This is a genomic window from Pseudomonas sp. PS01299 (assembly GCF_029960145.1).
Taxonomy (GTDB): Bacteria; Pseudomonadota; Gammaproteobacteria; order Pseudomonadales; family Pseudomonadaceae; genus Aquipseudomonas; species Aquipseudomonas putida_A.
In genome coordinates this window covers 1-15,951 of sequence record NZ_JASCPO010000130.1, presented here as the reverse complement: position 1 = coordinate 15,951, position 15,951 = coordinate 1, and the positions used below count along the sequence as shown (strand labels likewise).

The following is a 15,951-nucleotide window of genomic DNA, read 5'->3' as shown; positions in this document are numbered from 1 at the left end:
CCCACAGGGGATCTGCGCCAGGCAGAAATTTCTGCCCAGTGGAGACCCAATGTGGGAGCGGGCTTGCTCGCGAAGAGGCCCGCAAGAGCACCCTCAAACCCGCTGATTCACCCGCTCACGCAGATACTCCAGCACCGCCCCGCGCTCCCCGGCAAACTCGATCCGCCCGCCCTTCTTCTCACGCTGAAACGCATACATCGGGTCGTAATACTCGCGCAGCAACACGCTGATCCAGTCACGGAACTGCTCGACCGAACCGCTGCGCGCCTGCTCGGCCAAGGCCTCTTCCATCTGCAGGAACATCCGCTGATGGCGTTCGCCGCCCAGCCGGCGCTGGATATTGTTCAAACTCGCAATCAATCGCTCGGCATACAGCGCAAAGCCCTGCTCGCCATGCACCGCGACAAACTCGGCGTGCAGGTTGATCACGTAATCCTGCAGAATCCGCTCGACCCGCTGCTCCAGGCTGTCTTCGAGCCAGACCATCGGCGCCACTTGCATGCCTCGGTACAGCGGCAATGGCAAGGCACAACTGCCGACTACCCGGCTCTCGTCTTCCAGCACAAACTGCTGGATCCCGCCGGCGCGTTTTTTCAGCACATCAACGGCCAGACGGTTTTCAAAATCGATGTTGGTCGGTTGGCCGGTGGCGCGCTTGCCGAAACTCGAACCCCGATGATTGGCGTGGCCTTCCAGATCCAGACCATTACTCAACTGCACCAACAGTTCGGTCTTGCCGGTGCCGGTCATGCCGCCCAGCAGCACCATATCGCACTCGGCCACGGCCTGATCGATCGTCTCCAGCAGGAACGTACGCATCGCCTTATAGCCACCGCCGACACGCGGGTAATCGATCCCGCCCTCTTCCTTGATCCATTGCTGGACGATCTGCGAACGCAGGCCGCCGCGAAAGCAATACAGATAGCCGTCGGGGTGTGCCCGGGCAAACTCGACCCAGCCTTGAATGCGCTGCTCCCGCACTTCGGCAGACACCAGCCGCTCACCCAGGGCGATGGCGGCTTGTTGTCCATGCTGCTTGTAGCAAGTCCCCACCTGCTCGCGCTCGCGGTCGTTCATCAGCGGCAGGTTGACCACGCCGGGAAACGCGCCGTGGGCAAACTCGATCGGCGCACGGGCATCCATCATCGGCCGGTCGTTGAGGAAAATATCGCGGTAATCGGTGCAGTCGCGTGACATCAGTTCACCTCGACTGCGTGGGTCTGTCGCTCGACCAGCTCGCCGATCGGCGCCAGGTTCAGGCCCAGTTCGGCAGCCACGGCGAGGAATTCGGCGTTGCCTTCCGGTGTAACTGCAATCAACAGACCGCCGCTGGTCTGCGGGTCGCACAGCACGCGCTTGTGCAACTCCTGCAGACGGCCGAGCTTGCTCGAATAGCTGTCAAAGTTACGCAAGGTGCCACCGGGCACACAGCCCTGTTCGAGGTAGTACTCGACGCTGTCCAGACGCGGCACGTGGTTGTAGCCGATACGTGCGGTCAGGTGGCTGCCGTCGGCCATTTCCACCAGATGCCCGAGCAGGCCGAAACCGGTAACGTCGGTCATCGCGGTGACGCCGGCCAGTTTGCCAAAACGGCTGCCGGGTTTGTTCAGGGTGCACATCCAGTCACGGGCCACGCCAATGTCGCTGGAACGCAATTTGCCTTTCTTCTCGGCGGTGGTGAGGATGCCGATGCCCAACGGCTTGGTCAGGTACAGCAGGCAACCGGCGGTGGCGGTGTCGTTGCGCTTCATGTGGCGTTTTTCCACCAGACCGGTCACGGCCAGGCCGAAGATCGGCTCCGGCGCATCGATTGAATGCCCGCCGGCCAGCGGAATGCCGGCGGCGTCACACACCGCGCGCCCGCCGCGAATCACTTCCCGCGCCACTTCCGGCGCCAGCACATTCACTGGCCAGCCGAGGATCGCAATCGCCATCAACGGATCGCCGCCCATCGCATAGATGTCGCTGATCGCATTGGTCGCAGCGATCCGGCCGAAGTCGAACGGGTCGTCGACAATCGGCATGAAAAAATCAGTGGTCGACACCACACCGCGCTCGGCGTCGATCTCGTACACCGCCGCATCATCACGCGAGGCATTGCCGACCCACAGTTTCGGGTCAAGGTTCTGCGCACCGCTGCCGGCCAGAATCACTTCCAGCACCTGCGGGGAAATCTTGCAGCCACAACCGGCACCGTGGCTGTATTGGGTCAGGCGAATCGGCTCGCTCATGGGAGAGTCTCTGGCAGTTGATGGGGCGGATTCTAGCAGAGCGCGGGCCGGCTGATTTTTGCGCTGAATGTTCGGCCCCCTTCGCGAGCAAGCTCGCTCCCACAGGGGATCGCTGTCATCCACAAATCCTGTGTTCACTGAAGATCCAGTGTGGGAGCGGGCTTGCTCGCGAAAGCTATCGACGGGTCTCCACGGTTTCACGGCCGGGCACAAAAGTGCCCTGATGAAAAACCATCTGCCACTGCTCACCCTGCCGCCGCCATACCGAACTGCGCAAACTGTCCGCCGGCACCCGCTGGCCGCCAGCTACGGTATGGCAGTGATACGTCACCAGAGCCGAATCTTCCGACAATTGCTTGAGCGTGAACTGACTGACGGTACGTTGTGCGAACACTTGCTGCGGTAATGCTTCCAGTACATCGGATTTATTCCAGATGCCGCCGCTGGCGCCGAATTCGACAAAGTCGTCCGCGATCAATCTCGCCAGTTCTGCGGCATCCTCGCGCACGGCGCGCGACAGCAAGCGGTTTTCCAGATTTAACAAATGCTTCGACAGATCCATCTCGTTCCTACCTCAGTGCAGAAATCACTCGCCACAAAGGCTTTCGATTGTGCAAAAAAAACCGCCCTTTCGGGCGGCTAAAGTACTTCGACCATGATTCAGAAGCTTTGACTGAAGCTGATGTTGAACGCGCTGTCGTTGTTGTCGCTCGACACCTGGCCTGAGTAGCCGATGCCCAGCTTGCCGGTCGGGGTCACCTGGAAGTCGATGCCGGCTTCGAGCAATGCGCTGTCCTTGGCGATGGGTACGCCCTGGGTGCTGAACGAGGCGCCGCCGTCGATGAAGGTCAGGTCGGCGTCAGGTTTGGTGTCGCCGTAGGCATGCCGCCAGCCGATGGCCGCGCGTGGCGTCAGTTGGCTGCCGTTGGCCAGGGTCACCAATTTGCCGACACGCACACCGAGGGTCGAGTAGGTGATGTCCTGATCGGCGTCGGCCTTCAGGCGCCCCACTCCACCTTTTTCCTTGCCGGTGTCGCTGTCGTAGTTGACGTAGGCAAGCCCGGCGAACGGTTCGATGGCAACGCCTGCTGCGCTGATCGCGTAACCCACTTCACCGAACACCTGCGCACTGCGCGCGTCGTAATCGGCCTTCAGGCGATCGTTGTAAGTACCGACGCTGACATCGCGTTTGGTCTCGATGCTGTGCCAGCTGTAAGCCGCGCCGAGGCGCACCGCCAGTGCATCGAATTGCGAGTTCAGATAACCGGCCAAGTGGTAGCTGTCGACCTTGGCATCTGAGTTGCGATCGTGCGCATTGAGGTTACTGCGGGTGTAGCCGGCCGCCATCCCGGCACGCCAGGTGTCATCCAGCGCCTTGTCGGTGCCGAGCATGAAACCGCCAAGGTTGCGATCGACTTTCGCCGTGTTGCTGTCGCCGCCCATGTCGCCCCAGGCACCGATAGCCCGGATCCAGCCGACCATTTCCCCGTGGCAGCCGTTGCTGCTCAGTTGCGTGTCGCTCGGTGCCAGGGTTTTGCGTGGATCATCCGCGGCGCTGCACGATGGCTGGCGCATGCGGTCATTGACCGCCTCGCGGATGAAGCGCGAGTCCTCCAGGATGGCGCTGGCGGTGCTGGCGTGGATTTCACCCGACAGGCTGTCGAACGCATTGCGCGCACCGGCGACGCTGAGGTTGACGATCTGGTTCTGCAACGCCGCGCCGGCCGCTCCGTTATTGGACAGTGCCGTGGCGGTGCCGCGCTGGTTGCCCGTGGCAGCGACATCGGCGAACGAGTTGCCGTTGCGGCTCACGGCCAGGGTCACCGAATCGGCACCGTAGATCAGCGAGCTGTTAAGGAACGCGTACTGCGGCAGATCGGTGGCACTGAAGGTGCCGGTCACCCCACCGCCCGCAGTGATCAGCGAGTAGGTGGTGTTGCCGGTGAATGGCGCCAGGCTGTTGACCACCAGACCGCCGCCCAATGCCGCCGTACCACCCACCGCCAGTGGCGTGGCGGTTGGCGAGCTGACGGTCAGCGCCAGTACACCATCGCTGCTGTTGGTCAGGTTGCCGGCCACGCTCAAGGTGCCGTCAGCGCCACCGGAAGCCACCACACCGTGGTTGACCACCGAACCGACGCTGCCGTTACCGCTCAGGCCTGCGCCGTTGGCGACCGTGACTTGTGCGCCCAGCGAAGCCCGGGCCGCACGGCTGCCGACTTGCAGCAGGCCTTGATCGACCGAAACCGTACCGCTGAACGGTTGATTGCCGACCATCAACAGGCGACTCACGCCGCGTTTGAACAGCGCGCCGGTGCCGTTGAGCACACCATTGAACTGGCCATCGGTGTTTTGCTGGAACACCAGCGTGGCGTTGTCGGTGATGTTGCCTTGCAGGCTCGTGGTGTTACCGATCAGCGTACCGCCACTGACGGTGGTGCCACCGCTGTAGGTGTTGGCGCCCGTCAGCACGAGGGTGCCGGAATCGAGTTTCTCGATACCGCCGGTGCCGATCAGCGGCACGTCGATTTCAGCACTGGCCCCGGCATTGACCCGCACCGGCGCCAGGCTGCCGTCGGCACCGTTGACCGGCGTCAGCGTACCGCCAGCCCCCGGCACCAGGTTGTAACCTGCGGCGAGGAACTGCAGACCGGTGAAGTTCTGATTGCCTTGCACAGTGACGGTACCGGCCTGGCCACCAAACACTGCGAACTGACCATTGGACGCCAGCGCCTGAGTGCCGCTCGGATCGGTCCAGTTGGTGCCCGGGCCCCACACGCCACTGCCGCCACCGATGCTGCCATCAGGGTTGGTAGTGCCGCCGTTCCAGAACTGCACCTCACCCGGCGTGCCTTGTACCAACAGGTTGACCTGATTGGCGATCGCGGTTTGCAGGGTCAGGTTGGCCGCCGACACCGGCAGGCTGCCGTAGACCAGACCGTTGTCGGTCAGGCTGCCACCGTAGCGGAACAGTTGATAGACCCCGGTGCCGAAACCGCCGGCGTTGCTGATGTTCAGCGTGCCGTCGAGGGTCAGGTTACCGGCGACGTTGACCACGGTGGTGGAGCTGGCGGCCGAGCCGAGGCTGAAGTCCAGGTTGGTGCCCGAGGACAACGCCAGCGAACCGACCGACAACGGTGTGGCACTGCCGCCACCGCTCAGCGTCGCACCATTGGTCAGTTGCACGTTGCCGCCCAGTTGCCCGCTGCCGCCGACTTTCGCGCCGCTGGCAACGTTGACGTTGGCGCTGTTGAGCACGCCGTTGACGATCAGGTTACCGGCCTGCACCGAGGTGTTGCCGGTGAAGGTGTTGTTGCCGGTCAGGAGCAATTGGCCGGTGCCGGTTTTGTTCAGCGTGCCGGCGCCGGTGAGGTTGCCGGTGTAGCTGCCGTCGGCGTTCTGCGCGAAGGTCAGCGCCGCGTTGTTGACGATGGCGCCTTGCAGGCTGCTGGTGTCGCCGGTGGTAGTGCCAGCGTTCAGCGTGGTGCCGCCGCTGTAGGTGTTGGCGCCGCTAAGCACGAGGTCAGCGCTGCCGTTTTTCACCAGGCTGCCGGTGCCGGTGATGGCGCCGAGCAGCGTGGTGTTCTGGTTGCCGGCCAGGGTCAGTTGCGACCCCAGATTGATCGCGTTGGCCAGTTGCAGCGCCGAGGTGCTGTCGAGGCTGGCGTTGCCGGTCACGCTCAATGCACCACTGCTGATCGCGCTGTTATTGCCCAGCACCAGCGTACCGCCAGCGAGCTGAGTACCACCGCTGTAGGTGTTGCTGCCGTTGAGGGTCAGGCTCGAAGCACCAGACTTGATCAGGCTGCCCGCCCCACTGACTACACCGTCGAGGGTCAAGGCGTTACTGCCAGCGACAGTCAGGCCACCGTTCACCACCACATCGTTGCCCAGCGTGACGGCCGCGTTGCTGTCCAGCGCGGTGCCGTCCGCAGCGGTCAACACACCGCTGCCGAGCGCTGCGTTGTTGCCAACGACGATCTTGCCGCCATTGAGCGCGGTGCCGCCGGTGTAGCCGTTGGCGGCGTTGAGCACCAGCGTGCCGGTGTCGTATTTGCCGAGGGTGCCGCTGCCGTTAAGCGCAACGCCGACGGTCGCGGTGGCGTTCGGATCGACTCGAACCGTGGCGTTACCCAACGAACCGTTGACCAGATTCAGCGCACCGGCCGTACCGTCCTGCAGGCTGTAGCCATCGGTGACGAACTGCATGCCGGTGATGGTTTGTGCGCCGTTCACGGTGACCGTGCCCGCCGTGCCCTGGAACACCGCGAAGTTGTTGGTCCAGGCCTGATTGGTGGTGCCGTTGACGTCGGTCCAGTTGGTGGTGCCGGCGCCCCAGGTACCGCTGCCGCCATCCACCGAACCGTTGGCGACGAGTTGATTGCCGTCCCAGAACTGCACGGTGACGCCCGGTGCGGTAACCAGCAGGTTGATCTGGTTGGCCAGCGCCGTTTGCAGGGTCAGATCGCCTGGGGTGACGCTGCCCGGCACCGTGCCGATCAGCATGCCGTTGTCGGTCAGGCCGCCGGTGTAGTTGATCAACCGGTACACACCGCTGCCGAAACCGCCGATGTCGCTGACATTGAGGTTGCCGTCGAGGGTCAGGTTGCCACCGACGTTGACCAGCGCGTTGCCGCCACCGGAGACCGGAGCGCCGAGGCCGACGTCGAAGTTGGAGTTGGCGTTGAACACCAGCGAGTTGACCGACAGGGTGCTGCCGGTGGCGCCGGCCAGATGACCGCCGTCGGCCACGCTCACCGCGCCGCCCAGCGAGCCGCCGCCGGTCAGGGTGCCGCCGCTGTTGACCAGTACGCTGGCGCTGTCCAGCGAGCCGCTGACGTTCAAGGTGCCGGCGTTGACCGTGGTGTTGCCGGTCAGGCTGTTGAGGCCGGTCAGGGTCAGCGTACCAGTGCCGAGTTTGCTCAACTCGCCGGTTCCGGTGAGTACACCGGCGAAAAGGCTGCTGGCGTTGTTGCCGCCGATGCTCAGGGTGTTGCCGCCGCCGATCAGCGCGGTGCCGCTGCCGGTCAGGCTGGCGAGACTGCCGGAGCCGCCGAGGTTCAGCGTCGCCGCAGCGCCGAGATTGACCCCGGCATTGCTGCCCAGTGCCGAGTTGCCCAGTGTCGTGAGGCTGCCCGACTGCACATCAAAGGTGCCGCTGAAGGTGTTGTTGCCGGACAGCGTCAGGTCGGCCAGCCCATTCTTGGTCAGGGTGCCCGCCCCGGCGATCACGCCACCGAGCGTCAGGTTGTTGTTGCCAGCCACGCTCAGGTTGGCATTGACGTTGACGTTGTTGGCCAGCACCAACGGCGCGGTGGTGTCGAGGGTCGACGCACCCGCCACGGTTACCGCGCCGGAGCCCAGGCCCGCCGAGGTGCCAAGGGTCACGGTGCCGGCGTTCAGTGTGGTGCCGCCGCTGTAAGTGTTAATGCCGTTGAGCGTCAGGTTCGACGCGCCGTTCTTGATCAGACCGCCGGTGCCGCTGACCACGCCGCTGAGCGCTACGTCGCTGCTGCCGGTATTGGTCAGATTGGCGTTGAGCACCACGTTGTTGCCCAGCGACACCGCGGTGTTGCTGTCCAGCGCCGAGGCACCGGCCACGGTCAGGTTGCCCAGGCCGAGTGCGCCGTTGTTGCCGGCGGTCAGTGTGCCGGCGTTGAGGGTGACGCCGCCGAGGAAGTTGTTGGCCCCGCTCAGGATCAGGTTGGCCGCGCCATTCTTGGTCAGGCTGCCGGCGCCATTGATCGCACCGCTCAGTGTCAGATCGTTGCTGCCGACGACATCAAGGTTGCCCGCCAGATTGATCGCGTTACCCGCCGTAAAGGCGCCGCTGGCATCCAGTGTGGTGCCGCTCGCCGCGTTCAGAGTGGCCGAGCCCAGCGCGCTGTTCGACGCCAGAATCAAGCCGCCCGCATTCAGCGCCACCGGCCCGAGGAAAGCGTTGTTGCCGCCGAGGGTCAGGCTGGCCGCGCCATTTTTGATCAGGCCACCAGTCCCGCCGATCACGCCGTTGAGGGTCAGCGCATTACTGCCGACCACCGTCAGATTGCCATTGAGCGTTGCCGCGTTCGCCAAAGTGACCGCTGTGTTGCTATCGAGTTGTGTGCCAGCGTTGGCGGTCAGCGTGCCGCTGCCCAGCGCGGTGTTGCTGCCGACGATGATCTTGCCGCCGTCCAGTTGCGTGCCGCCGGTGTAGCTGTTGGCACCGTTGAGTACCAGGGTGCCGGCATCGAGTTTGTTGAGGATGCCGCTGCCGTTGATGTCCACGCCGACCGTGGCGGTCACGCCCGGATCGACCCGCATCGCCGTGGTGCCGCCGGTGCCATTGACGGCGGTCAGCAGACCCGACGTGCCGTTGACCACGTTGTAGCCATCGGTGAGGAATTGCATCCCGGTGAACAGTTGCGTGCCGTTGACCGACACTGTGCCGGCCGTGCCCTGGAACACCGCAAAATCGCCGGCCCAGGTCTGGTTCAGCGTGCCGTTGGAATTGGTCCAGTTGGTGCCGCCGGCAGTCCATGTACCGGTGCCGCCGTCCACATTACCGTTCGGGATGGTCTGGCTGCCGTCCCAGAAACGCAGGTTGGTGTTCGGTGCCGACACCACCAGGTTCACCTGATTGCCAAGGGTCTGCACAAGGATGTCACCGAGGCCATAACCCACCGGCACACCGGCCACGGTCAGGCCGTTGTCGGTCAGTGCGCCGATGTAGTTGAACAAGCGATAGACACCGACGCCAAAGCCGCCGGCATCGGTGACGTTGAGGTTACCGTCGAGGGTCAGGTTGCCGCCGATATTCATCAGCGAGGAGGTCGATGGCGTGGCAAGGCTCGCGTCGACATTGCTGTTGGCAGTGAGAATCAGCGACGAGGTGGACAAGGTGTTGCCCGAGGACAACGCCAGATGACCGCCGCTGTTAATGGTGATGAAGCCAAGCGCCGAACCGGTACCTGTGAGCGTGGCGCCGTTGTTGATATTGAGCTGGGTGCTGGCCAGCGAACCGGTGAGATTCAGCGTACCGCCGTTGACATTGGTGTTGCCGGTAAGGCCGTTGCTGCCGGTGAGGTTCAGCGTCCCGGTACCGACTTTGGTCAGCGCACCGCTGCCACCGAGGTCACCGTCAAAGGTGCTGGTGTTGCTCAGCCCCCCCACGGTCAAGGTATTGCCGCCGGCGATCTGCACACTGCCGCTGCCGCTCAAGCCGTTGAGGCTGGCGCTGCTGTTGAGATAGAGATTGGCACCGGCGCTGATGTTGGCGCCGGAGGTGTTGCCCAGCGCCCCGCTGCTCACGGTGGTGACGCTGCCGGAGGCGATGTTCAGCGCACCAGTGAAGGTGTTGTTGCCGCTGAGCGTCAGATCGCCAAAGCCGTCCTTGGTCAGGCTGCCGGCGCCATCGATCACGCCGCTGAGGTTCAGGGTGTTGCTGCCGGCCAGGGTCAGGCCGGCGTTGAGGGTGATGTTGTTGCCGACGCTCATGCCGGTGCTGGTGTCCAGCGTCGAAGCGCCACCGACGGTCAGGCCGCCACTGCCCAACGCAGCGGCCGAGCCCAGTGTCAGCGTACCCGCGTTGAGCGTGCTGCCACCGCTGAAGGTGTTGGTGCCGTTGACGGTCAGGTTGGCGCTACCGTTCTTGACCAGTTGGCCGGCGCCGCTGATCACGCCGCCGAGGGTCAGGTCCTGGGTGCCGCCGACGCTCAGCGCCGCATTGAGCACGACCGTGTTGGCCAGGCTGACCAGCGGCGAACTGCTGTCGAGCGTTGCCGCGCCGCCAACGGTCAACGCACCGGTGCCGAGCGCCGAACTGTTGCCGGCGGTCACCGTACCGGCGTTCAGCGTGGTGCCGCCGGCGTAGGTGTTGGTGCCGTTGAGGTTGAGATTGGCCGCGCCGTTTTTCACCAGGCTGCCGGCACCGGCGACGGTTCCGGTGAGGGTAAGATCGGCGCTGCCACCGATGTTCATCGCACCGGCCAGGTTGACCTGATTGCCCAGCGTGACGGCAGTGTTGGTGTCCAGCGTGGTGCCGGCTGCCGCGTTGAGCGCACCGCTGCCCAGCGCGGTATTGCTGCCGACAATCAGCTTGCCGACGTTCAGCGCGGTGTTGCCGAAGTAGGTGTTGGCGCCGTTGAGGATCAGGTCGGCCGGGCCGCTTTTGGTCACACCACCGACCCCAGAGACCACGCCTGCGAGAGTCAGCGCGTTGCTGCCGCCGATTGTCACGTTGCCGCCGAGGTTGACGTTGTTCGCCAGGCTCGTAGCGGTGCTGGCGTCCAGTGTGGTGTTGTTGCCAGCGTTGAGCACGCCGGTGCCGAGTGCGGTGTTAGAGCCGACGATCAGTGTCCCGGCGTTCAGCGACGTAGAGCCGGTGTAGGTATTGGCGCCGGTGAGGGTCAGGGTCGAAGCGCCAGTCTTGATCAGGTTGCTGCTGCCGCTGATCACGCCGCCGAGGGTCAGCGGGTTGGCACCGCCGGCAGTCAGGTTGGCGTTCAGGGCAATCGCGTTGTTCAGCGTCACGTTGGCGCTGCTGTTAAGCGTTGCGCCCGCACCGCCCACGGTCAACGTGCCGGTGCCGAGTGCCGCGCCGTTGCCGACGGTCAGGCTGCCGGCGTTGAGCGCGGTGCCACCGGTGAAGGTGTTGGCGCCGTTGAGGGTCAGGTTGGCCGTGCCGTTCTTGATCAACTGGCTGGCGCCGCTTAGCACGCCGCCGAGGATCATGCCGTTGCTGCCGCCGATGGCCAGGTTGCCGTTGAGGGCGACGTTGTTGTTGAGGATGACCGAGGTGTTGCTGTCGAGGGTCGCGGCGTTCGCGACGGTCAGGTCGCCGCTGCCCAATGCGGCGGCGTTGCCAACGGTCAGGGTGCCGGCATTCAGCGTGGTTCCGCCACTGAAGGTGTTGGCGCCGTTGAGAATCAGGTTGGCCGCGCCGTTCTTGGTCAGCCCGCCACTGCCGCTGACTATGCCGCCGAGAGTCAGATTGGCGTTGCCGGCGATGTTCAGGTTGCCGCCGAGGGCGACCGCGTTGCTCAGCGCCACGGTGGTGCTGGCGTCGAGGGTGGTGCCCGCCGCCGTGGTCAGTGCGCCGGTGCCCAGCGCGGTGTTGGAGCCGACGATCAGCGTGCCATTATTCAGCGCGGTGCCACCGGAGAACGTGTTGTTGCCGCTGAGGGTCAGGTTCGCAGTGCCGCCCTTGATCAGGTTGCCGGCGCCGCTGATGACACCACTCAAACCAAGCGCCTGAGTGCCACCGATGGTCAGCCCGCCTGCCAGCGCGACGGCATTGGCTAACGTCACGGCGGCGGTCGCATCCAGCGTGGTGCCGGCCGCCGCGTTCAATGCGCCCGTGCCGAGGGCGGTGTTGCTGCCAACGAGCAAGCTGCCGCCATTGAGTGCGGTGGTGCCGCTGTTGGTGTTGTTGCCGGTCAGGGTCAGGCTGGCGCTGCCGCTCTTGGTGATCGCACCGGTGCCGGAGACGATGCCGCCCAGGGTCAGCGCATTGCTGCCGAGCACGTTCAGCGCACCGGTGATGCCGACGTTGTTGCCCAGTGTCACGTTGCCGGTGCTGTCGAGGCTGGTGCCGTTGCTGGTGTTGAGCACACCGGTACCCAGTGCGTTGTTGTTGCCGACGCGCAAGGCCCCGGCACTGAGACTGGTGATCCCGGTGTAGGTGTTGATGCCGTTGAGGGTCAGGCTGCCGCTGCCGGTCTTGGTCAGGTTGGCGGCGCCGCTGATTACCCCGCCCAAGGTCAACGCACCGGTGCCGGTTGCGGTGAGGGTGCTGTTGAGCGTGATCGCGTTAGCCAGTGAAATCGGTGCCGTCGCTGAAATGCTCGAAGAGCCGCCAACCGTGATGCCACCGGTACTGAACGACTGGTTGTTGCCCACCAGCACCACACCGCCATTGAGCACGGTGTTGCCGGTGTAAGTGTTGATGCCGTTGAGGTTGAGCTGGCCGCTGCCGATCTTGGTCAGGCCGCCTGTGCCGGAAATCACACCGTTGAGGGTCGTGCCGTTGATGCCCTGCAGGGTCAGGCCGCCGGCGCCCAGGTTGATCTGGTTGGCCAGCGTCAAACCGGCATTGCTGGCCTGGAGGATCCCGCCGTTGGACGTCAGCACGCCGCTGCCGAACGCCGCGTTGTCGTTAAACTGCGCGACACCGCCATTGAGCGTGGTCGCACCGCTGACCAACGGCCCCTGCAAGGTCCAGGTGCCGCTGTTGAGGGTCAGGTTGTTGAAGTTGACGTAGGTGGCGCTGGACGCCGTGCCCGTCCCGGTGGTGCCGCCGCCAAGGCCGATCGGGTTTTGCAGAATCAGCGTGTTGGTGCCGGCCGCGCCGCCATCGATCGTCCCGGTCGGGGCGAAGGTCAGGTTGATGCCGATCAGGCCACCGAGGCCGACGGAGACTTGCACACCGTCGCCGACGTTAACGCTGGAACCGGTGATCGCGTAGAAGGTGTTGGTGCTGCCCGCCCCCATCGACACACCGCCGGTGATGTTGCCGGCGTTGGTGAAGGTGTTGCCCGCCACTGACGTTTCGAACGCAATCCGGCCATTGATGGTGCCGCTGGCACTGTTGGTCATGTTGACTTGCGAACCGCCATACACCCCGACCACCGGGGTATCGGCCAGGGTGATGCCGCCGACCGACAGCCCGGTGGAGGTGATGGTGCCGTCGTTGGTGATGGTCGTGGTGCCCGACACCGAGTTGTTCACGGCAATCCCCAGCCCGTCGATGCTGGTCAGGTTGAGCCCGAGCAACATGCCGGTGCCGCGAATCAGCCCGGTGGCGTTGTTGACGATGCTCACCGTGCTGGTCGCGCCGGTACCGATGAACGCACCGCCACTGAGGATCGACACCAGGCCCAGCAAGGCCGGGTCGAGGGTGCCGGAGTTGTTCAGGTTGATGTTGGCCCCGGTCAGGTTGAGCACCTTGCCGCCCAGGGTGGCGTTCATCTGCGCTCCGTTGGTGACGTTGACCGTCAGGCCGCTGGTGGCACTGCTGTAGTCATTGAGAAACAGCGGCAGCGTCGGGACGCCCGAACAGGTAATCGTCGAACCTGCCGCCGAGCAGGTCGCGAGCGCCTGCTCGCTGACGCCGCCGAACAACAGTCCGGCAACGCTCAGGTGCACAGCAAGGGAAAGTGGGGAAAAACGCGAAACGAGGGCGACACCAAACCTTGCTTCCACGGGCTACTCCTTGTCGTGGCCAAATTCTTCCTTGAAGGCGTGGGAGACGTGCTTATTCCACACGCGAATCAAGACTGCGACGGTCATCACAAAACCGCGTCTTGGCTGACAAGCTAGTAGACGCCCCGCGATGGGGCACTGATTAAATGGTGTTAATACTTTAATACTAGGGCCTTCTAAACCGCGGGTTTCGGCCAGTAAACACTGGGTTTGGCGACACCTGACTAACCCTGTGGGAGCGGGCTTGCTCGCGAAAGCGGTGTAACTGAGAAGGATGTGTCACCTGACCCGACGCCTTCGCGAGCAAGCCCGCTCCCACAGGAGAATTTCAGCGTTTAAAAGAAACTGGTACGCCTTATGCAAACGTTTGCAACCTGCCGATAACGGCTTTTTCGTAACAAAACCGTACAGACCCGCAGAACCCGGGCCTCGATCCGAAAAAAAGGACTTTGAATGCACGTTGCTTCCCTTCTTCGCGCCCCGTTTGCGCGCACGTTTGCTGTTTCCCTGCTACTGACCGGCGTTACCGGAGTTCTCAGCCACAGCGCGTTGGCGCAACCGGCGCTGCCCGACGAATCCGCTCAGGGCGAAGCCCTCAGCCCGGAAGCTGCCCCGCCGAAAAAAGGCGTGTATCTGTCGGACTGGTACAACCAGGACCTGACGCTGATCGGCAGCAAGGACATCAGCTTCGGGCCGCAACCGGCCGACGATATCTACCTGGAATACGAGTACTTCGGGCGCAAGGGTCCGTTCGAGCTGTACGGCTACGTCGACATTCCGAAGATCTTCAACATCGGCAACAGCCATGACAAAGGCGTGTGGGATCACGGCTCACCGGTGTTCATGGAACACGAGCCGCGCATCTCTATCGACTACCTCGCCGGCCGCAGCCTGGCCATCGGCCCGTTCAAGGAATGGTACGTGGCGTTCGACTGGATCTACGATCACGGCAGCCGCAAGGAGAACCGCGCCAACACCCTGTACAGCGGCTTCGGCACCGACATCGACACCCATTCGCGGGTCAACCTGTCGGCCAACCTGTACGGGCGCTACCAGTGGGAAAACTATGGCGCGAGCAATGAGTATTCGTGGGACGGCTACCGCGCGCAGCTCAAGTACATCGTGCCCATCGACAAATTCAGCAATGGCGCGTCGCTGACCTACATCGGTTTCACCAACTTCGACTTCGGCTCGGACATCCACAAGGACAACCCGGCGCGCACCGCCAATGCCACGGTGGCGACCAACGTGTTGCTGTATTCGTTCACCCACCTGCGCTTCACCCTGGTCGGCCGTTACTTCCATAACGGCGGCAACTGGGAGGACGGCAGTGAGTTGAACTTCGGCGACGGCAATTTCCGCGCGCGCTCCAACGGTTGGGGTTACTACGCCGGCATCGGCTACCAGTTCTGAAATCAGGAGATTCTCATGCAAGCAATGACGCGTCTGACCCTGGCCGCTGCGGCCCTGCTCTCTTCCACGGCGTGGGCGGCTGAAGCGCCGATCCAGCCGAAAGTCGTACTGATCACCATGTTCGCCCCCGAGGCGCAGAACTGGATCGAGCGCCTCGACCTAAAACAGGAAATCCGCGTACCGGGGCTGTCCGCCGAGTACCCGAGCATTCGCTGCAACAGCCAGCAGGTGTGTCTGCTGACCACCGGCATGGGCCAGACCAACGCTGCCGCCTCGACCCTGGCCCTGGCGCTGTCGCCGAAATTCGACCTGCGCAAAAGCTACTTCCTGATCGCGGGTATCGCCGGCATCAGCCCGAAGCACGGGACCATCGGCACCGCCGCGTGGGCGCATTACCTGGTGGAATTCGGTACCCAATGGGAACTGGATTCGCGCGATGCGCCGGCGAGCTGGCCGACCGGTTACCTCGGTATCAACACCAAGGGTCCGAACGAAAAGCCGCCGCTGGACTACAAGACCGAAGTCTTCGAACTCAACCCGACACTGCAGGCCAAAGCCTTCGCCCTGAGCCACAAGGTCGAACTGAGCGAGAGCAAGGAGTCGGCGGCGTGGCGCCGGAAATACCCCTCGGCCCCGGCCAATCAGCCGCCCGTGGTCACGCGCTGCGACACGCTGGCGGGCAACACCTGGTTCTCCGGTACACGCCTGAGCGAACGCGCCGAGGTCTGGACCAAACTGCTGACCGATAACAAGGGTGAATACTGCACCACACAACAGGAAGACAACTCCACCTATGAAGCGCTGCTGCGTGCCAGTCGCGAAGGTCTGGTGGATGTGCAGCGTCTGGCCGTGGTGCGTGCCGGCTCTGACTTTGATCGGCCGGCACCGGGCGGCAGTGAAGTGGATAATCTGCTGAAATACGCCGATCAGGGCGGGTTCGTGCCGGCGCTGGAAAACCTCTATCGCGCCGGCAACCCGCTGGTGCAGGACATTCTGAAACACTGGTCGGCGTGGGAAAACGGCGTTCCGCAATCCTGAGTACAACACGGTAAAAATGTGGGAGCGGGCTTGCTCGCGAATGCGGTGTATCAGCCAATACTTGCTTCGCTGACACACCGCTTTCGCG

General features: G+C 63.8%; 6 protein-coding genes. 2 read left to right on the top strand and 4 right to left on the bottom strand.

The annotated features are described in order from the left end of the window. Window positions 1–93: 93 nt before the first annotated feature. The 4 genes from mnmH to QMX91_RS20315 form a co-directional block, all read right to left on the bottom strand. The gene (gene mnmH / locus QMX91_RS20330) at window positions 94–1,197 is read right to left on the bottom strand and encodes a tRNA 2-selenouridine(34) synthase MnmH (protein ID WP_282413258.1); all 1,104 of its coding nucleotides are present in this window, start codon (window positions 1,195–1,197) and stop codon (window positions 94–96) included. After that, window positions 1,197–2,231 (bottom strand): selenide, water dikinase SelD, encoded by a 1,035-nt coding sequence (selD, locus tag QMX91_RS20325; RefSeq protein ID WP_096797393.1) that lies wholly within the window; start codon window positions 2,229–2,231, stop codon window positions 1,197–1,199. The genes mnmH and selD overlap by 1 nt, the downstream gene beginning before the upstream one ends. Window positions 2,232–2,406: 175 nt before the next feature. Next, a complete protein-coding gene (locus QMX91_RS20320; protein ID WP_223007309.1) occupies window positions 2,407–2,793 on the bottom strand; it encodes a DUF4440 domain-containing protein in 387 nt (128 codons plus the stop codon). A 98-nt stretch (window positions 2,794–2,891) separates the two neighbouring features. Continuing rightward, window positions 2,892–13,412 carry an autotransporter-associated beta strand repeat-containing protein gene (locus tag QMX91_RS20315; RefSeq protein ID WP_282413257.1) on the bottom strand — a complete coding sequence of 3,507 codons (10,521 nt, stop codon included), beginning with the start codon at window positions 13,410–13,412 and terminating at the stop codon, window positions 2,892–2,894. Window positions 13,413–13,865: 453 nt separating this feature from the next. On the opposite strand from QMX91_RS20315, the gene QMX91_RS20310 reads away from it, so the two are divergent. Both QMX91_RS20310 and QMX91_RS20305 read left to right on the top strand, forming a co-directional pair. Continuing rightward, a complete protein-coding gene (locus tag QMX91_RS20310; RefSeq protein ID WP_223007311.1) occupies window positions 13,866–14,825 on the top strand; it encodes a nucleoside-specific channel-forming protein Tsx in 960 nt (319 codons plus the stop codon). 15 nt (window positions 14,826–14,840) lie between these two features. Next, window positions 14,841–15,863: a purine nucleoside permease gene (locus tag QMX91_RS20305; RefSeq protein ID WP_210557544.1), complete on the top strand. Its 1,023-nt coding sequence runs from the start codon at window positions 14,841–14,843 to the stop codon at window positions 15,861–15,863. Window positions 15,864–15,951 lie beyond the last annotated feature (88 nt).

Bases quoted from the DNA above. Each gene is read 5' to 3' on its own strand.
- QMX91_RS20305 (WP_210557544.1), top strand. From the start codon at position 14,841: ATGCAAGCAATGACGCGTCTGACCCTGGCCGCTGCGGCCCTGCTCTCT.
- mnmH (WP_282413258.1), bottom strand. From the start codon at position 1,197: ATGTCACGCGACTGCACCGATTACCGCGATATTTTCCTCAACGACCGG.
- QMX91_RS20310 (WP_223007311.1), top strand. From the start codon at position 13,866: ATGCACGTTGCTTCCCTTCTTCGCGCCCCGTTTGCGCGCACGTTTGCT.
- selD (WP_096797393.1), bottom strand. From the start codon at position 2,231: ATGAGCGAGCCGATTCGCCTGACCCAATACAGCCACGGTGCCGGTTGT.
- QMX91_RS20320 (WP_223007309.1), bottom strand. From the start codon at position 2,793: ATGGATCTGTCGAAGCATTTGTTAAATCTGGAAAACCGCTTGCTGTCG.